The organism is Legionella bozemanae, assembly GCF_900450575.1.
In the GTDB taxonomy this organism is placed as follows: Bacteria; Pseudomonadota; Gammaproteobacteria; order Legionellales; family Legionellaceae; genus Legionella; species Legionella bozemanae.
Window position 1 is genome coordinate 117,246 of record NZ_UGGY01000001.1, and the last position, 19,111, is coordinate 136,356.

The following is a 19,111-nucleotide window of genomic DNA, read 5'->3' on the forward strand; positions in this document are numbered from 1 at the left end:
AATGTATAAAAATAAATTGGAGCCAGCTTAGTCTGGTTTCTTGACAAGACGAGGAATGGGGATGTTAAACAGGTTAAAGATCTGTAGATTATTAACGATGCTAGGTATCTGGGCTGCGAGCCAACCACTATTCGCCGTGGATTTTTGGCAATTAAATATGTATCGAGGGGTCACACCCATCAGTAAAGATGCATATTACCTACATATGGTGTGTATGGCGGTTTGCGCCATTATTGGGGTTGTTGTATTCGGCGTTATGATCTATTCCATGATCCATCATAGGAAATCCAAAGGATATAAGGCCGCATCATTTCATGATAATCCCCGCTTGGAAGTAGTCTGGTCGATTATACCTTTCTTGATTCTCGTTGGACTTGCAATACCTGCTACCCGTGTTTTAATTCGTATGGATGATACAAAACAGTCAGAACTAACGATAAAAGTAGTGGGCTATCAATGGCGATGGCAATATGAGTATCTTGATCAGGGAATTAGTTTCTTTAGCACTTTATCCACGCCTTTTGCGCAAATTCAAAATAAACAGAAAAAAAATGAGTGGTATTTATTAGAAGTAGATAAACCATTGGTTGTACCTGTTAATAAAAAAATTCGCTTTTTAGTGACTTCAAATGATGTGGTTCACTCCTGGTGGGTTCCTGAATTAGGCATTAAGCGTGATGCTATACCCGGCTTTATGTACGAGGCATGGGCTACAATAGATAAACCAGGAACCTATAGAGGGCAATGCGCGGAGCTTTGTGGGGTGAATCATGGATTTATGCCTATCGTTGTTGAAGCAGTAAATCAGGAAGATTTTGATAAGTGGGTTGCTACGCAAACAAAAACCGAAGATCAGTATGCCCAAGGGGAAGCCGTTGCTGCAACCCAGAAGACAATGACCCGGGATGAATTACTTGCTTTTGGCAAGCAAAAATATGAACAGTTTTGTTCTCCATGCCATCAACCTGACGGTAGAGGCATACCACCTATGTACCCAGCGCTTCGAGGCAGTTCTGTAGCAACCGGTCACCCTATTTCACGACATATAGATATAATACTCAATGGTATTGCTGGTTCTGCAATGCAGCCTTATAAAGATCAACTTACAGATGAAGAAATTGCTGCGATTGCGACATATGAGCGTAATGCCTGGGAAAATAATACTAATGATGTAGTTCAAGCCGCAGAGGTTGCTACACAACGTCAGAAAGCTAATCAACAACCAACCATGGTTAATAAAGTTCAAGCTGGAGGTTTGCAATGAGTAGTTATACATTAGCGCACGATGAAAAACATGACGATCATGGTCCTGAACAGGGTAAGGGCGTCTTAGGATTTATAAAACGCTGGTTGTTTACTACAAACCACAAAGACATAGGTACACTTTATTTGTGGCTGGCAATGATCAGTTTCTTTTTAGCTGGCGGTATGGCCTTAATTATTCGGGCTGAATTATTTCAGCCAGGTCATCGTTTCGTTGATCCCAATTTCTTTAACCAAATGACCACCCTCCATGGCTTAATCATGTTGTTTGGTGTGGTAATGCCGGCATTTACTGGCATGGCGAACTGGCAAATTCCAATGATGATCGGTGCCCCAGATATGGCGTTGCCACGCTTAAATAACTGGAGTTTTTGGATTTTACCTTTTGCTTTTACATTATTACTTTCAACCACATTTCATGCTGGCGGCGGCCCTAACTTTGGCTGGACTATGTATGCGCCACTATCGACTACATACGCTCCTCCCAGTACCGATTTTATGATTTTTTCAATCCATATGATGGGTCTTTCATCCATTATGGGTTCAATTAATATCATTGCGACGATATTAAATTTACGAGCACCTGGCATGACCCTGATGAAAATGCCAATGTTCGTATGGACTTGGTTAATTACCGCTTTTTTATTGATTGCAATTATGCCCGTATTGGCGGGAGCGGTAACCATGATGTTGGCTGATCGTCATTTTGGTACCAGCTTCTTTAGCGCAGCAGGTGGCGGTGATCCCATATTGTTTCAACATGTATTCTGGTTTTTTGGACATCCTGAGGTATATGTTCTCGTATTACCTGCTTTCGGCGTTATCTCAGAAGTTATTCCTACCTTTAGTCGTAAGCCTTTATTTGGTTATTACTTTATGGTTTATGCTACAGTCAGTATTGCTGTCTTGTCATTTATTGTCTGGGCACACCATATGTTTACAACGGGTATCCCACTGGGCGCAGAATTATTCTTTATGTACACCACGATGCTTATTGCAGTGCCTACGGGCATTAAAGTATTTAACTGGGTAAGTACTATGTTTCGCGGTTCTATGACTTTTGAAACACCCATGTTATTTGCGTTGGCTTTTGTGTTTTTGTTTACCATAGGAGGATTTACAGGACTGATGCTGGCATTAGTTCCTGCAGATTTCCAGTACCAAGATAGTTATTTTGTTGTAGCTCATTTCCATTATGTTCTAGTTCCTGGTGTAATTTTCGCCTTATTTTCTGCTACATATTATTGGCTTCCAAAATGGACCGGACATATGTATAACGAGCTGTTAGGTAAATGGCATTTTTGGTTGTCTGTTATTTCAGTGAATGTAGCGTTCTTTCCTATGCACTTTTTAGGCTTAGCAGGTATGCCAAGAAGAATCCCAGATTATGCATTGCAATTTGCTAATTTTAATATGGTCTCTTCAATTGGTGCCTTTATTTTTGGATTTACACAGCTTCTATTTTTATATAATGTAATCGCTACCATCAGGAAAAAAGGTACTAAAAAAGATATTGCTGCTGCAAGATCATGGGAAGGTGCATACGGTTTAGAATGGACATTACCCTCGCCACCTCCATACCATACTTTTACCACTCCGCCCAAGTTAGATTTATAGGTTAGCTGTATGAAAAAACAAAAAGGGCATCATCGGCTACTCGTTATATTATCCGGCCTCGTGTTGGGGATGTTTGCCTTTGGATTTGCATTAGTGCCCATTTACAACAGTTTATGTAAGTCATTGGGCATTAATGGTAAAACAAATCCTGAAGCGGTAGCATATGATGTAAGCAAAGCTAAAGTAGACAAAAGCAGAGAAATAACTGTTGAGTTTGTTGCTACAAATAATAGTGGTGTTCCTTGGGCATTCTATCCCAAAATACGAAAAATCAAGGTACATCCTGGTGAAATAGCCAAACTGTCGTTTTATGCAGAAAATAAAACTGATCACCAGATGACAGTTCAGGCAATACCCAGTGTCACACCGGGTATCGCTGCTAAGTATCTGAAAAAGACAGAATGTTTTTGCTTTGCGCGGCAAACATTGAATGGACATGAAGCAATGAATATGCCTTTGTTATTTCATCTGGATGCCGATTTACCCGAAAAAGTACAGACAGTTACATTGTCCTATACTTTATTTGATGTAACAGACAAGGGCTAATATAAGGCTGCACATTTGAATGAACGCAATCTTGTGATTACTATACAAGATAACTATGCTGAAAATCAAATTGGCAGATTGAACAAATTTATGTAGATTACGCTCTTCCATTAAAGAGAGCTTTAAAAACAGATTAGGGTTTATTGATATTTCGCTAGTTTGAGCCAAAATGGTTTGGGTTTGAGTACCGAAGCGCAGCATCCACGAAGTATGGGAGCATCGGAATACAGAAAATCAAACTATTTTGACCAAGGTAGTAGAAATGGAAACAGACCCTATTGAAACAGGAGATTAAAATATAATGGGAGGACATGGTACTTATTATATCCCTAAACCAAGCCATTGGCCTTTGGTTGCATCATGCGGGTTAACCACTACTCTTGTGGGCGCTGCATCTTGGCTTCATAATGACTGGTATGGCCCCTACATATTCACCATTGGTTTGGCAATCATGGTTTTTATGTTATTTGGTTGGTTTGGCCAAGTAATTTATGAGAACTCGAAAGGAGTCTATGACGAGCAAGTGGATAGATCATTTCGTTGGGGTATGTGCTGGTTTATTTTTTCCGAAGTTTGTTTTTTCGGCGCTTTTTTTGGTGCTTTGTTCTATACGCGACTTTGGTCTGTTCCGCTTTTAGGTGGTGAAGTACATCCAATTACCCACTTTACACTTTGGCCTGATTTCGTTGCAAACTGGCCTGTACTTGTTAATCCGGACAATCAAGTTTTTGCTGGAGCCCATGAAGCAATGGGAGCTTGGGGATTAGCAGCAATAAATACACTTATTTTATTAACTTCTGGGGTAACCATTACCTGGGCTCATTGGGCTTTAAAATTGCAGAAGCAAAAACAATTAATTCTCGGAATGATTTTAACCATTGCATTAGGATTGACATTCCTGGCGTTACAAAGTTATGAGTATCATGAAGCATATACCGAGATGAATTTAACCTTAGCTTCAGGTATTTATGGTACGACGTTCTTTATGCTCACTGGATTTCACGGGTTACACGTAACCATTGGTACAATAATGTTGATTGTAATCACGGTTCGTTGTAAACGGGGTCATTTTACGCCTGAACGACACTTTGCATTTGAAGGGGTTGCCTGGTATTGGCACTTTGTAGACGTAGTCTGGTTATTCCTGTTTGTTTTTGTTTACTGGTTATAAATGTCCATTAAGCGAAGCAGTAAGCGGATGTTGTTATTTCTATGCAGACAAGAATCCATCCATAATTGAGTACATTGCCACAATAAAAAAGGATCCCCGCCTGCGCGGGGATGACAGAGTTACTTGCGAATTGAATAAGATTAAACTAATGTTGTCATTCTTGCTCAGACAGGAATCCATTCATGATTGAGCCCATTGCCAATATAGAAAAAATGGCTCCCCGTCCACTCTCGGAGAAGGGCTATTTGCGAATTAAGCAAAATGAAACACAAAATACCCTTGACTTGACGGCTATGGTTGGCAAGTCCAGCATGTAACCGTTGCACATCAAACTCTTTTCTCCTGCAAGAGACTGTTGCGATAAATTAGCAAAGCCTGTTTCCTCATACATTGCTCTTCTGGATCTTAATCATCTTACAAACGTGTATTAATCAATAAACCAGGCTGGAATTGAATCTCTTGAATTGTTAATTGGTAGGTAAAGAACGAATGATCAAATTTAATTTCCTGAATGGTTGCTTGGCCACGAAAATGTTTCGCGAAAAAGGAAACCTCGATATTTTTTTCAATATATGCATCGCATTTAAATTCTAGATTTTCTTCAGATAAACTAAGGAGCTGGCCCGAATATTCAGCTTCGCCAATTTTTATTAGAATGTATACAGGTTGGACTGGCTGAATTAACATTGCAGCCTCCAAGCAATATAACCAGCTTATATAATAATTGTAGCCTAAATATTTATTTCTTTCAGAATTTCATTTTTTTCTAAGCCATATTTGGCTCATATTGGGCGAAAAATGAACTGATAAATGCTCACATGCTGATGTATGCTGAGCTCAAATCTTTCCAATATGATTTAAGCAGGTGCGCTGTACTAACACTCGTTATAAATATCTTTCTCGTGATTACATCTCTGCCTGCGCCTTACGGTTTGTTCCTGAGAGACTCCTACACGTACCACGCATAAAGCCTGTACGATCCCCACAAAATTCAAAGAAAGACTGTAGTGGGGGTCTGTGTTGTGGCATTTAGCTCAGAGAGTAGAGGTAATAAATTTTGAAACTGTTTTACTTTGAGAGAGATTCCTTTTTTGAGAGCTTCGCGCCCTAAATAGACCAGGGATAAAATGTTGGTGAATTTTGAAGAGTGAGCCTGAAAGGAAGATGCATATCCTTTACGCTTGGTAAAAATGCCAGCAAGCCAACAAGCAAAAGTAGAGATAGCAGCAATAAGCAGTAATATGCTCATTCTTTGAGGAGAACGAGAAAGACTTTCTTTCAATCCAAACCCATAACGAGTACATTTTGTATCACGAAAATTTTCTTCTATTTGCATGCGTTGCCGATAAATATTCACAGCGTATTCAGCGGTGTTTGTTGAGGTCAATGAAGTGACCAATAACCAAGGCTCACGATGAGCTCTAGTATATCGTTTACTCATTGCATCACGCCTACCTTTCTTGTATTGATTCACTCTATGACGACCTTTAGAGAGGCCTTTATAGAGTATAAAGTGAGCAGGGATTTGTTCTTTCTCTGTAAGAAGGCCCTGCCCCAAGTAGTTAGGTTTGGCTGTGGCTTGTTCATAATAGATATGACTTAATTGCCAAGTTGCTGTAGCCTCTAAATATATCGCATTCTTATGGCGTAATCGGCCTAAAAAATCCCAATCAAGCGCTCGAACATAGGAAAACCAAGGCGCTCTAAATCCCGCATCGGTAACAATAATAGGTTGTACAGAGCTCGGTAAAATAGCTTTTAGATTATTTAAAAATTCTTTATGAGTTTGATGGTTATTTTGTTTTTTCTGTGGATGACATTCTTCGTAAATCACAATCGAGCGTCCTTGCATCGACAAGGAGGCTCTCAATAAATAGAGTTTAGTCTGCGAACATATACAGCTCCAATCAACATGAATCCAGGGGCGTCTTTGTGCTGCTAGTAGATAATGACTCATTGTCCTATAAAATTCAATCGCTTCTTTTTGTAATCGCGTATTCCCTAATAAGCGGTCTATCCTTTTTATATTGCTGCGAGTCTTAACTTTAGTATGAGGCAAATGACGGCCAAGCGATGTCAGCGTTAATTTATTTACCTTAATTAACGTCGATGAAGCCATGATTAAATTGTGTAAGCGTGATTTATGAATAAAAGGTAATTCTTTTGCTAATGTTTTGTGTAATAATTGCATCAGGTGCATGACGTCGATCTCTTATTGTTGTGGAACTCTATTGGATCATAATCCGTCATGCACTTTCAATACCATTATTCCTATATTTCAATGCCTTAAACCAAATTTTTTTGTCTATCTCTCAGGCATAAAGCGCGGTACGTAGAACGTTGAGTATATTTCATTTAACAACATAAAGTGACATTCAATTTTCGCGTGGATTTCTCAGAGCTTGTCGCGGGAGCCAGTGTTTTAGGGCAGATCTTCCAGATCCCGTAGATAAGCCGCGGGACGCCGGAATAGCTGGACTGGTTTTTCAGCGGTATGTAGAAGATTCAGTTGCAAATACACAGTCAAGCTATAAAGTTAGTATGAACTAATGAGTTGATTAATAATATTTTGCAAACTGTGTTCATTATCATAGTGAATGACTAAGGAGCCTTTACCTGATTTGCCAGGTTTAAGTTTAATTGCTGTTTGCAAATGTTGTGAGAGATTTTTCAATTGATCCTGATAGTGAGAAAGATCGGTATGATGCTGTTCATCTTTAGTTTTGCCTGATTTAATTCGTTCCACCAGCTTTTCAGTTTCCCGTACGGATAAGTTTTTTGCAACTATAAGCTGGGCTACTTGATTTTGCTGCTCTTCCTCTAACATCAATAAGGCACGTGCATGCCCCATATCAATATCTCCATGTTCCAAAAGCTTTTTGACCCCGGGAGACAGAGCCAGTAATCTTAAGTAATTGCTTACCGCAGCTCTGGATTTACACAAAAGATCGGCAACTTGTTGATGTGTCAGGGAAAATTCATGCGTGAGCCTATGCATGGCTCGCGCTTGATCCATCGCATTTAAATCTTCACGTTGTAAATTTTCAACTAATGCCATGGCCATCGCGGTTTCGTCATCAACTTGTTTCAATATAACCGGAACTTCCGTGAGTCCCGCTAATTGACTTGCCCGCCAACGCCGCTCGCCTGCAATAATTTCATAGCGGCCATTATTCAGTTCACGAACCAAAAGAGGTTGCAGCAGTCCCTGTTTTTTGATTGACTGGGCAAGCTCCATGAGCGGCGCTTCTTCCATTTCACCACGGGGTTGATATTTTCCGGGTTGCAAACATTCAACCGCAAGTTTAAGCGTTTCCGTTTGCGGTTTTTCATTTAAAAGACTACCACTTGATTGACTTAATAAAGCGGATAAGTTACGCCCTAAACTACTACGTTTTACTGTCATAAATTACCCCAATTATCCTGCAACAGTCTGTTTATTAATCAACTCAGAGGCAAGTACCATATAGGCTGCTGCGCCCGGAGATGTTTTATCGTAATGTAAGGCCGGCAATCCATGACTTGGTGCTTCAGCAAGTCTGACATTACGTGGAACTACGGTTCTATAGACCTTAGTTGGAAAATGTTCCATGAGTTGTTTTGAGACTTCAGAACACAATCGATTACGAGCATCGTACATGGTTCTCAGTAGTCCCTCAAGATGCAAGCGAGGATTTACTGAAGCTTTAACTTGCTCAATAGTTGAAAGTAGAGCCGCTAGCCCTTCCAGAGCATAGTATTCACATTGCATCGGAATAAGAACGGAATCAGCAGCTACAAAAGCATTAATTGTCAAGGTATTCAAAGCAGGTGGGCAATCAATCAACACAAAGTCATAATTACTTTGAATTGGTTGCAATGCCTTATAAAGGAAGGTTTCACGATGATTGCGTTCCATCAGACTTACTTCCGCAACAGTTAAATCATCATTACCGGGTATTAAATCATAACCACTGGTTGTGGCAAGACATGCCTGATTTGCAAGACAATCATGAAGTAAGACATCATTGGTCGTATGCACCAATTGGCTTTTATCGACGCCGCTACCCATAGTGGCATTGCCTTGGGGATCCAAGTCGATCAGCAAAACCTGCTGTCGATTTGCCGCCAAAGAAGCTGCTAAATTAATCGCTGTAGTGGTCTTGCCTACCCCACCTTTTTGATTGGCAATGGCTATAACTTTTGCCATGATTTATTCCTTGGTTAAACCGGAAGCAGCAAACATCCAGGAGTTTAACATTTCTACTATTTTAGCCAAATTAGCCTGATTTTCTATGCTTCGGTGCTCGAAAATCAGGCTCATTTTGGTTCAAGCTTGCGAAATGTTAACAGATTCCTAGGATATTAACTTCTTATCCAGGTTGATTTTCAATAATGACGCAACAACGCTCGCCTTCAACACCTGCTACAGTATAACGCTCTGTCCTGCAACTTTGCTTGATCTCATGCAATTCTGTATCAGGATAACGCCCCTTCATTGCCAACCAAATTCCATTATCAGCAATAAGATGTTGCGTCCACTGAATCATTTGTTCAAGGCTGCTAAAAGCTCGACTTAATACTGTATCAAAACCTTGAGTTGGACGGTAGTTTTCGACTCTAAATTGAACAATTTCAACATTTTTTAAATTAAGCTGTCGCTTCACTTCCGCCAGAAAACGAGTTTTTTTACCATTAGAATCCAATAAAACAAAATTTAAATCGGGTCTGGCCAGAGCAAGAGGAATGCCTGGTAAGCCTGCTCCTGTTCCTACATCGATGATGTGCTTGCCTTTAAGCCAAGGTAAAATAGCCAGGCTATCCAATATGTGTTTACCGACCATAGACTCAAGATCACGAATTGCAGTGAGATTATAAGCTAAATTCCACTTGTTAAGTAAGAATAAATAATCTGCTAAAGAAGCGCTAAGTGCTTCCTTATCAAATTGTTGCAAGCCCTCTATAAGTAGCGGTTGTATTTGTGTTATTTGTTCTTTCATACCTCAATTCGCTGTTTTTTCAGATGCACTAAAAGTAGCGACAAGGCAGCAGGAGTGACTCCTGAAATGCGACCGGCTTGAGCTAAAGTAGATGGTCTTATCTTGGTCAGTTTTTGAATCACTTCATTAGATAATCCTGTTACTTCACTGTAATCCAATGATTCAGGTAGTAAAGTATTTTCATGTTTTCGCATTTTCTCTATATCGAGCTGTTGTCTCTCGATATAGCCTGCATATTTATTTTGAATTTCTATTTGTTCGCTCACTTCCGCGGATAGCTCGGGCAAGTTTAAATCATCGAGCATTAATAAATGTTGATAATTAATTTCAGGACGTTTGAGAAATTCCGCAGCCCTATTATCATGTTGCATGGGATTAAGCAGGATATCTTTAAAAATCTCATTATGGCCTACACGTACCCAAGTATTATGCAGTAAGGTCTGTGTGGATTCTATGGCTTCGCGTTTTGCAGCAAAATGCTGCCAACGCTCCTCACCCACTATACCTAATTCCCTGCCTTTGGCAGTTAAACGTAAATCGGCATTATCCTCACGCAGAAGCAAGCGATATTCGGCACGAGAAGTGAACATTCGATAGGGTTCTTGGGTACCACAGGTGATTAAGTCATCAATCAAAACACCTATATACGCTTCATCTCGTCGCGGACACCAAAGTTCCCTTTCCTGTATCAGCAAGGCAGCATTCATGCCTGCAATAATTCCTTGTGCCGCAGCTTCTTCATAGCCTGTTGTTCCGTTGATTTGACCTGCAAAAAACAAGTTGGAAATGGGTTTGGTTTGCAAGAATGAAGTTAATCCTCGGGGATCAAAATAATCATATTCTATGGCATAACCAGGTCGAGTGATATGGGCATTTTCAAACCCTTTAATTGTCCGTACAAACTGCACTTGGACTTCAAACGGAAGACTCGTAGAAATACCGTTGGGATAGATTTCTTCCGTAGTTAGTCCCTCGGGTTCGACAAAGATTTGATGGGATAATTTATCCGCAAAACGAACAATTTTATCTTCTATAGAGGGGCAATAACGAGGTCCAACCCCTTCAATAACTCCAGCATACATAGGAGACTGGTGCAGGTTATTACGAATAATTTCGTGTGTTGCTTCGGTTGTATGGGTAATATGACAAGACACTTGTTGGGGATGATCGCTGACATGACCCAAATAAGAAAAAATGGGTATGGGTATATCTCCCGGCTGTTCAGTCATCTGGCTGTAATCTAAAGAACGACGATCGATCCGTGGCGGTGTTCCAGTTTTTAAACGGCCTACAGGCAAATCAAGATCGCGTAAACTTTTTGCCAATGCAATCGCAGGTGGATCACCTGCGCGGCCACCCGCATATTGGTTCATACCTACGTGAATTTTGCCTCCCAAAAAAGTGCCTACGGTCAGTACTACAGCACGAGCTCGTAAGGTAAGGCCCATTTGGGTAACAACAGCAGTTACACGTTCTCCTTCGATCAGTAAATCATCAACTGCTTGTTGAAACAGAGTCAGATTTTCTTGCGTTTGGAGTTGTTCTCTAATGGCTTGTCGATAGAGCACGCGATCAGCTTGTGCACGAGTAGCTCGAACAGCTGGTCCTTTAGAAGCATTAAGGGTGCGAAATTGAATTCCTGCCTTATCAGCGGCTTTTGCCATAGCGCCATCCAAGGCATCAATTTCTTTCACCAAATGTCCTTTCCCTATTCCGCCTATGGCAGGATTACAAGACATCTGGCCGAGCAAATCCATGTTATGAGTAAGTAATAAAGTTTGCGCTCCCATGCGTGCCGCTGCTAAAGCAGCCTCTGTGCCTGCATGTCCACCACCCACAACAATGACATCATATAATTTTTCAAGATTCATGACTGATCAATATTTGTGAAACAAAAAGAGGAATTATACACTTTTTTGTCCATTGTCCCAATATTAAAGAAATAGAGAGGCGTTAATTTTGTTTAAAAACTCCACAAAGATGTGGAATCATTGAATGGGAGTTATTTAAATAACATTCGATGCGCGGGTGAACAAGCATATCTTCCAGAAGTAGTTTTTGTTCATCTTTATATCATAATTGCTTGTTATAATATGAGTTAATAAGTAGGCAATTTTTATTGAGATAAGAGATGTTTTTTAATAAAACTGAAGATGAAATTGAACTCGAAGAATTTTCGGCTGCGTATTTAAGAAAAAAATTAAAATCAATGAAGGGTACTAAAGTTTCGCAAAAGTCCATTGCGGCATCTATATTACGGATGCTTCCTTTTTTTAATAAGTTTATGGACTCTGTAGATGGATCCGGGAGTGCAATTACTCATATGGTACAAGTAGCAGGGCACGTAAGTGATTCTACAGAATCTGCAAGCACAGGGTTTCACGTTATTAAGTTAGTAACGAGTATATTAGATTTTATTTATATCCCATGTATTTATTTGGGAGCCTATATAACCAAGCAAGAATCGCCGATTACTTTGTCTCGTAATGCCCGTCTTTTATATTCAGCAGTGATTCTAGGGCTTACTATAACGGCTATCGCATTCCCTCCTTCAGCGCCTATTATTGCCTTAGTTACCTCCATCGCTGCATTAGGTCTAAGTGTAATCACTTTGGCCAAGCTCTATTACAAACGTTATGAACTAAAAGATCAGTTGGTACAGATAGAAAAAGAGATTGATAGCAAAAAAAATTTAATCAACTATTTAATTGATGATTTAGAAAAACTGGAGACAAAAGCAAAAAAAGTGAAAAAAGAAGGGAAGTTAGAGGAGTATGATTCCTTAGAAGAAGAAATCAGGAATGCAAGAAAAGAAATTAAAGCGGATTTAAGTGTATTAAAAAAATTATACGATGATCAGGAACAATGTAAGCAAAAGATAGAAAAATTGGGAACAATGGCTGTTGTAGATAGAACAGTGGGTATTGCTTTTGCTTCTCTTGCGTTCATTGGCGCAGCAGTCTGTATATTCCTCCCTCCGGTAGGATTTGGAATACTTGCCGCAACGGCTTCTTTGGCGCTTGCTTATGTTGTGGGACGTGTTACTTATCCTCTGCTTAAGTCACTTGGAAAGAAAATAGTGAATGCGGTGACAAAAAAACCTGAAGCCGACGAAGGAGATAGTGAGAGTGAAGGCGAAAAAGAGGATCTGAGCGAATCAGAAATTGAGACTTCAGACAGGAAGATTCATAAGGATAAACATAAACTGGAAATAATTGCAGAACGATTGAAAAAAACCGTAGAAGATTATCCGATTATTCCTACAACAGTACCGTCTGAAGAATCAGATCAAGCTTCTCCACTAAAAATTACAAGACCTGAAAAGAAGAAAGAAGAGGATGAAACATTAAAAGAGAATGAACATCCATCTATGTAATGAGTTACAGGTCCATGAAGCATGTTTGAATCTCAGTGAGGGCGGTTGGGCAAAATGACTCAACCTCCCTCACTGAGATTCGTCAGTTTTTTATCATTCTTTCTTTCTGTCTCGCGGCTTGTTCTTGAGCGTTCTTCTCTTTCAATTTTTATACTTAGGTTTTAAAAAAGTAAATGCAACCTAGGAATTGAGCCTATCAAGAAGGATTAATAGGTGGTAGCGCACTTTCATTTTCCTTTTTGTTCGTGTTATTTTTTTTCATTTGCTCAACACTGCGCCATAATTCATCACCTCGCCACATGGTTTTTTCTTTATTTTTATACAAAACTTGTGAAAGAGCTTGTACTTGTTTTTTGAAAGAAGCATCAGTTGAAAGGCGTATTAAATCAGTGAGATTTAATATAGGAGCATCTGACCAATGTAATCTGGCCCACTTCAATAATGCATCGCGCGCGCGTTGAGGATTTCCCTGCATACATGCTTTATGGAGGGTATTTAGTGCAGTTTTATATTGACCTTTTCCTGCATTTTTATTGCGTTTTTGCAATCCCCATAAGACTAAAGTGAGCAGCCAAGCACAGGCAAAAAGTGCGGCAATTGCCCAAGCCCAAACGAATTGTGTTGGTGAACTGGATTCACTTACTTTTTTTGTTGTAGGTTGGGTTGCAACAGCCTGATTTTTAGTTACGTCAGTTTGGTTTGTATTTACTGAGGGTGCAGTGTTCGATGTAGGGGTAACTGCAAATGTTTTTGCAGGCAAAGTGGCTATTTCTTCTTTTCCTGTTTCCGTATTAAACCAGGGAAGTTTAAGTTCAGGGATCGTAATTTTTCCTGCTTTATTAAATAAATAAGTCACTTTAATCTCAGTGCGGCCAATCAGCTCCCCATAAGTAACTCGATTTTTATCTTTTCCTTTCTCAGGATAAACATTAACACCGTCTATTTCTGCAAAATTGAGTGTGGGCAAAAGCTGAGCAGGAACGCCCACCCCTTCAAGAATCACCGTACGAATTAAGGTGTTGCCTTGAGCAATAGTTTGGTCAGAATTTTCATATTGTTCCATTAGTTTGACTTGTTTTGCCGGCAGCCAAACTTTTCCTGAAAATTCTTTAGGGATGGGCTGTACCTCAATATTCATTGGCTTATCAGTGGCTTTAACCCGCTCAGGATTAAAATCATAAATCAGGGCAGTAAACACTGGTGGTTTTATTTTTAAGGGACCACTTTTTTGTGGAAAAATGGCATAATTTTGTTCTTCAACTAGAAAATTCACGCCATTTTTTTGTGTCTGATAACGCTTTTCCTCACCCAAAGGGACGAGCAAAGCATTTTCTACTTGCGGTCCTTGATAACTTGCGTCCAAAAGGTGTTTGGAATTGTATAAGCTTACTTTATAAATAATTTGTTGATTAACATAAGGATTTTTTTTATCAACCGCGGTAGTCAGATAAAGACTCTGATTTTTCTGCGAACTCGCGGAAGTACTGCTGGGAGCATTCTGTGATGTTGTACCAGTAGTTACATCAATTGTTACAGGTTTGGTATATTCTCTGCCAATCTTAATAGGAGGAATTGTTAATTTACCTTCTTTTTGCGGTTTTAACGTGATAGTCCATTCACTGGATGATTGTGTTTGTCCATTGATAATCGAGTAATTCATACGACGTTCGGTGCCGAGAATCATAAAATTTTTTTGTAATGGAGTCAGATCGGGAACACCCCCGTTTTGTAAATTATCTTGAGTTAAAATCAAACTGAATGAATCATCGATACTGACTTGAGATGGATCGACTTGCACTTGTACTGCAGCATGGGCTAGTGCACTGAATAAACAAAAAAAAGCAATAACTATTATTTTTTTCATTGATACCACCCGCGTTCCCTTCGTAAATGGTCACGTAAGAATTTTTCTCGCATTAATCCACCTGGATCATCTGGAATCAAACGCAACCATTGCTCTTTTGCTTGTTGTTTTTCTCGCTCCGCTTCTGACTGAGCCTCATTATTGTTCTGATTATTTTTTATATTTTGATCTTTATTTTGCTGATCTTTATTTTGCTGATCTTTGTTTTGCTGATCTTTGTTTTGCTGATCTTTGTTTTGCTGATCTTTGTTTTGTTGATCTTTGTTTTGCTGATCTTTGTTTTGCTGATCTTTGTTTTGCTGATCTTTGTTTTGCTGATCTTTGTTTTGCTGATCTTTATTTTGCTGATCTTTATTTTGCTGATCTTTGTTTTGCTGATCTTTGTTTTTCTGATCTTTATTTTGCTGATCTTTATTTTGCTGATCTTTATTTTGCTGATCTTTGTTTTGTTGATCTTTATTTTGCTGATCTTTGTTTTGTTGATCTTTATTTTGCTGATCTTTGTTTTGTTGATCTTTATTTTGCTGATCTTTGTTTTGTTGATCTTTGTTTTGATTTTTTTCTTTATCTTTCTTCAACAGTTCTTCAACTAACTTGCGATTATAAAGAGCATCCTGATTTGTAGAATTGATTGCCAATGCCTTATCATAAGCTTTAATTGCATCTTCATATTGCCCCATATGGGCTAAAGCATTTCCTTGGTTATAATAACCTTGCTCATTTTTTAAATCTTGGTACAACTCAGCTGCTTTTTGGTAATCGCCCGCACGATAGGCTGCGGCAGCAGCCCAATCACTACGTGTAAATGTTTCCTTGGCTTGTTTAAATTGATTTTTTGCCATTAAGTCTTGCCCTTGTTGATCCGGAGTGGACCATAAGTCTTGCCAACTAAAGGCATGGGTAGCAAAGGATAAAAACGAGATGAATAAAAAAATAAGGCAACGCATCATACAATTACCCTCTGCATCCAACCACGTCGAAACACGGGCAAAAGTAACAGTAGGGCAGGAATTAAAAACCACCGTCCTTCATCCCGCCAAAGTGGAATATCTTCATCTTTACTTAAAGCAAATTCATTGTTATTACTGGAATTTAGCCATTGATCGATGTCATTTGAATCTGAAGTGTATTTTACCAATTGTCCTCCGCCTGCATCAGCAAAACGATTAAATAGCGGATTTAGGTTCTTATCCGCTTTGACTGGCATAATAGAGGAGTAAATGCCTGCTTCAGCTAATTTTTTCGCCAAGGCAATTGATGCATCGGAAGGGGCGTCTGCTGTTAATACCAAAATTTGTCCCTGTTTAAAGCCCGCTTGTTTGATTAAGTTACTGGCCTCATTCAAGGCACTATCAAGATTTTGTCCAGTTACCGGCATGATATCAGGAGTTAGTGAAGAAAGTAGAGAGGAAATAGTATGTCCATCATCGGTAAGTGGCGAGACAACAAAAGGTTCACTGGTAAAGACTACAAGACCAAACTGACCTACATCTTTGTGGGCAAATAAATCATGTAATTTAAATTTAGCGCGACTTAAACGATTAGGTGTTAAATCATTAGCCATCATATTGTCTGACATATCCAAAACTAAAATTCGGGGTTGTATCGGTTTATAAATCGCTACGGGCAACTTATACCAAACAGGACCGGCAATACTCAAAATCATAAATAGAATGCTTAAAAACAAACAGAGCATCGAGCCCATACGTTGCCCTTGTCCTTTTTTTTGCATGAGATGGCTGAGCAAATGCTGATCACAAACTTCTGTCCACGCATGTAATTTAGGTTTTTGACGCCAAAAAGCTACAGCTAATCCTAATAAAGGAAATATCATTAAAAGCCACCAAGGTCTTAAAAAATGAAAATCTGCAATCATGACTTTAATGCCTCCTGCTTTGGCATTACAGAGCTTACTTTCAGTCTTAAATCTGCTTTTCTAATTAACCAAGAGAAACAAAGCAATAATGCAAAACCGACAAACCAGGGATAATATTCCTTTTGTGGACGGACTGTTGCTTGCTCCTGATTTATAGTTTCCAACTCGTTAATGGTTTTATAAATTGAATGTAATGTTTCAGTATCCGTAGCACGGAAATAACGACCTCCTGTCATGTCAGACATTTTTTTTAAGGTTTCTTCATCCAAATCTGCTGCAGCATTTTGCATCATAAAATTACCGACTAATGCTCTTGAATCCTCTTCAGATCCTAAACCTATAGTGTAAATTTTAATTCCTTCGTCTCTAGCCAATTCGGCCGCTTTTAACGGAGCCAGTACACCAGAATTATTTGCACCATCGGTTAACAAAATAAGAATTCTTCCTTTTGGAGGTACATTTCTCAACCGTTTTACAGCAAGACCTACGGCATCACCTATAGATGTGGTTTTACCTGCCAGGCCAGCCGTAGCATCCTCAAGACGTAGGAGGATGGTATGTCGGTCATAGGTAAGTGGTGTTTGCAAGTAAGCACGCGTACCAAAAAGGATTAAACCAATTTTGTCAGTAGAACGATCACGTACAAATTGATCGGCTGCATTTTTTACAACACTTAAACGGCTTACAGGTCGGCCATGCAGGAGCATATCAGGAATCTCCATGCTTCCAGACAAATCTAAAGCCATCATGATGTTATAACCCTCACGTTCAATAGGTTTGGGTGCACCAATCCAGCGAGGACCCGCTAAAGCAACAACCAATAATAACCATATAATGACTGGAATAAGTAGTGAATATTGTGCAGAAACAGAACGTTTTTCCTGATCTGCTATGTCGACCATCGCGGCAAAAAAAGGTACTTTCAAAGCAGCAGGCAATTGCACTTTGGCTCTGGGCATCAAGAACCAGAAGATTAAGGGTAAAGGAAAGAGTATTAAAACCCAAGGATTAGCTAATTCGAACATGGCACTCCTCTTTGTTTAATCCAAAGTTGGGCGGTGCTGAACAAAGGTTTGAGATCCATGGTTTCTGCTGTTTTGAAGGGTGCATTTAACAGCAAATCTTTTACTGAATTAAAATCAGTTCCTTTACTTGTTTCATTTAGAAAGTTAAGCCACTTTTCTCCATGCAAACTTGCAACTTGCTCCCGTGGATAATAGACAAGCGCTACACGACGTAATAATTCTGAAATACGGGCACTGCTCTGAGTGCCATTATGTTTTTCTTCATATTCTTTTTGATAGGTATTTAATAAAAGCAGTGCATGTTTTTTGGCCAGAGCGTTGCGATACCTCTTATAGACCCCATAAGCAAGTATGAATGCTAAAAGTAAAACCAAACCCAGGAGCACATACCATCCTGGAGCCAATGGCCACCAACCAATTGGCGGGGGAAGATGGATGTCTTTTAACTGTGCCAAGGGATCAGTGTTAGCCACGGGACCTCCTGGGAAAAGTTTGACGCACTAATGGCGCTAAATCATTGTCTGCTGTAACTTGTACATACTGAATATGTAAGCGGCGAAACTGCTCTTGCAGGTGTGCTATGCGTTGTTGGCAATAGTGCTCGTAAGCACTGTTTACTGAGTGCAGGCTGGTATCGAGTATTATTTCTTGCTGTCCATTAGTCATAGCATATTGCTGAGGCTTAGGTGGAGAAAGTTCTACGCGATCACACACATGGTAAGCCAGAATGTCATTGTGGTAGCGTAATCGTTTTAAATGCTTTTCGCATTCACTATCCATAGAGTAAAAGTCACTGATCAAAACCAGGATGCTTCCTGGTCTGACTACACGGCGTAAGCGCACTAAGGCGTCACTAAGCAGTCTTGGTTGCGCTTCGCGTTGTACCTCTGTCTGATCAGTATATCGACTTAAAGAGGCCAGCAAAGGCAGTACGCCCATATCACGGCTGCGTGGGGTAAATTCGCTGTGATCAGTGGCTGAAAAGAATACTCCGCCCACTCTGTCGCCTTCCTTGATTACTGTCCAGGCAAGAAGAGCTGCTAAGCGCGCAGCAATGACTGATTTAAATGCGATACGCGTACCGAAAATCATTGATGGATTAAAATCAGTGAGAATCACTACCGGCCTTTCTCGTTCTTCCTGATAAATTTTCACATGAGGTCTGCCGGTGCGAGCAGTAACGCGCCACTCCATATGGCGTATTTCATCACCAGCTTGATAATTTCTTACTTCGGCAAAATCCATACCACGACCACGTAATTTGGATAAATGATTGCCTGATCGTATTGCTTTACCTTCGGGGCGATAATGAACGGATTGTACATAACGTCTCAGGTCAATTAATTCATTTAATTCTGCAATAACGCCATTCACCATAAAAACCTCGTGTACCT

18 protein-coding genes and 1 pseudogene are annotated in these 19,111 nt (G+C 39.8%); 7 read left to right on the forward strand and 12 right to left on the reverse strand.

The genetic code is table 11. The annotated features are described in order from the left end of the window. Positions 1 to 61: 61 nt before the first annotated feature. From coxB to DY223_RS19360, 5 genes are all read left to right on the forward strand, one after another. Positions 62 to 1,264 (forward strand): cytochrome c oxidase subunit II, encoded by a 1,203-nt coding sequence (gene coxB / locus DY223_RS00580; RefSeq protein WP_058458495.1) that lies wholly within the window; start codon positions 62 to 64, stop codon positions 1,262 to 1,264. After that, entirely contained in the window at positions 1,261 to 2,880 is a 1,620-nt protein-coding gene (gene ctaD / locus DY223_RS00585; RefSeq protein ID WP_058458494.1) for a cytochrome c oxidase subunit I, read from the forward strand. Before coxB ends, ctaD begins: the two co-directional genes overlap by 4 nt. Before the next feature lie 9 nt (positions 2,881 to 2,889). Then, a complete protein-coding gene (locus tag DY223_RS00590; RefSeq protein WP_058458493.1) occupies positions 2,890 to 3,426 on the forward strand; it encodes a cytochrome c oxidase assembly protein in 537 nt (178 codons plus the stop codon). A gap of 301 nt (positions 3,427 to 3,727) precedes the next feature. After that, positions 3,728 to 4,597 (forward strand): cytochrome c oxidase subunit 3, encoded by an 870-nt coding sequence (locus DY223_RS00595; protein WP_058458492.1) that lies wholly within the window; start codon positions 3,728 to 3,730, stop codon positions 4,595 to 4,597. A 182-nt stretch (positions 4,598 to 4,779) separates the two neighbouring features. Further along, complete coding sequence (locus DY223_RS19360) at positions 4,780 to 4,914, forward strand: hypothetical protein (RefSeq protein ID WP_259293092.1); 135 nt, start codon at positions 4,780 to 4,782, stop codon at positions 4,912 to 4,914. 97 nt (positions 4,915 to 5,011) lie between these two features. Here DY223_RS19360 and DY223_RS00600 read toward each other — a convergent pair whose 3' ends face one another. From DY223_RS00600 to mnmG, 6 genes are all read right to left on the reverse strand, one after another. Then, a complete protein-coding gene (locus DY223_RS00600; RefSeq protein ID WP_058458491.1) occupies positions 5,012 to 5,284 on the reverse strand; it encodes a hypothetical protein in 273 nt (90 codons plus the stop codon). A gap of 304 nt (positions 5,285 to 5,588) precedes the next feature. Further along, positions 5,589 to 6,788 (reverse strand): IS4 family transposase, encoded by a 1,200-nt coding sequence (locus tag DY223_RS00605; protein WP_160116260.1) that lies wholly within the window; start codon positions 6,786 to 6,788, stop codon positions 5,589 to 5,591. A gap of 345 nt (positions 6,789 to 7,133) precedes the next feature. Further along, on the reverse strand, positions 7,134 to 8,003 hold the full coding sequence (locus DY223_RS00610; RefSeq protein ID WP_058458282.1) for a ParB/RepB/Spo0J family partition protein: 870 nt from the start codon (positions 8,001 to 8,003) through the stop codon (positions 7,134 to 7,136). 12 nt (positions 8,004 to 8,015) lie between these two features. After that, complete coding sequence (locus tag DY223_RS00615) at positions 8,016 to 8,786, reverse strand: ParA family protein (protein ID WP_058458283.1); 771 nt, start codon at positions 8,784 to 8,786, stop codon at positions 8,016 to 8,018. A gap of 163 nt (positions 8,787 to 8,949) precedes the next feature. Then, positions 8,950 to 9,576 (reverse strand): 16S rRNA (guanine(527)-N(7))-methyltransferase RsmG, encoded by a 627-nt coding sequence (gene rsmG, locus DY223_RS00620; RefSeq protein WP_058458284.1) that lies wholly within the window; start codon positions 9,574 to 9,576, stop codon positions 8,950 to 8,952. Beyond that, positions 9,573 to 11,447: a tRNA uridine-5-carboxymethylaminomethyl(34) synthesis enzyme MnmG gene (gene mnmG / locus DY223_RS00625; protein WP_058458285.1), complete on the reverse strand. Its 1,875-nt coding sequence runs from the start codon at positions 11,445 to 11,447 to the stop codon at positions 9,573 to 9,575. The genes rsmG and mnmG overlap by 4 nt, the downstream gene beginning before the upstream one ends. Before the next feature lie 260 nt (positions 11,448 to 11,707). Here mnmG and DY223_RS00630 point away from each other — a divergent pair, with 260 nt between their 5' ends. Further along, on the forward strand, positions 11,708 to 12,952 hold the full coding sequence (locus DY223_RS00630; RefSeq protein WP_058458286.1) for a hypothetical protein: 1,245 nt from the start codon (positions 11,708 to 11,710) through the stop codon (positions 12,950 to 12,952). A gap of 196 nt (positions 12,953 to 13,148) precedes the next feature. On the opposite strand, the gene DY223_RS00635 is transcribed toward DY223_RS00630, so the two are convergent. Beyond that, positions 13,149 to 14,816: a BatD family protein gene (locus tag DY223_RS00635; protein ID WP_058458287.1), complete on the reverse strand. Its 1,668-nt coding sequence runs from the start codon at positions 14,814 to 14,816 to the stop codon at positions 13,149 to 13,151. Positions 14,817 to 14,913: 97 nt separating this feature from the next. Between DY223_RS00635 and DY223_RS19760 the strand changes: the two genes are divergently transcribed. Continuing rightward, complete coding sequence (locus DY223_RS19760; protein WP_420812527.1) at positions 14,914 to 15,441, forward strand: pentapeptide repeat-containing protein; 528 nt, start codon at positions 14,914 to 14,916, stop codon at positions 15,439 to 15,441. 19 nt (positions 15,442 to 15,460) lie between these two features. Here DY223_RS19760 and DY223_RS19765 read toward each other — a convergent pair. From DY223_RS19765 to DY223_RS00660, 5 genes and pseudogenes are all read right to left on the reverse strand, one after another. Then, a pseudogene (locus DY223_RS19765) lies at positions 15,461 to 15,766 on the reverse strand (tetratricopeptide repeat protein); the annotation flags it as partial. After that, a complete protein-coding gene (locus DY223_RS00645; protein WP_058458289.1) occupies positions 15,763 to 16,692 on the reverse strand; it encodes a vWA domain-containing protein in 930 nt (309 codons plus the stop codon). The pseudogene DY223_RS19765 and the gene DY223_RS00645, both read right to left, overlap by 4 nt. After that, a complete protein-coding gene (locus tag DY223_RS00650) occupies positions 16,689 to 17,717 on the reverse strand; it encodes a VWA domain-containing protein (protein ID WP_058458290.1) in 1,029 nt (342 codons plus the stop codon). Before DY223_RS00650 ends, DY223_RS00645 begins: the two co-directional genes overlap by 4 nt. Further along, positions 17,705 to 18,190 (reverse strand): DUF4381 domain-containing protein, encoded by a 486-nt coding sequence (locus tag DY223_RS00655; RefSeq protein ID WP_058458291.1) that lies wholly within the window; start codon positions 18,188 to 18,190, stop codon positions 17,705 to 17,707. Before DY223_RS00655 ends, DY223_RS00650 begins: the two co-directional genes overlap by 13 nt. Continuing rightward, positions 18,183 to 19,094, reverse strand: coding sequence for a DUF58 domain-containing protein (locus DY223_RS00660; RefSeq protein ID WP_058458292.1), 912 nt, complete (start codon positions 19,092 to 19,094; stop codon positions 18,183 to 18,185). The genes DY223_RS00655 and DY223_RS00660 overlap by 8 nt, the downstream gene beginning before the upstream one ends. Between the last annotated feature and the right edge of the window lie 17 nt (positions 19,095 to 19,111).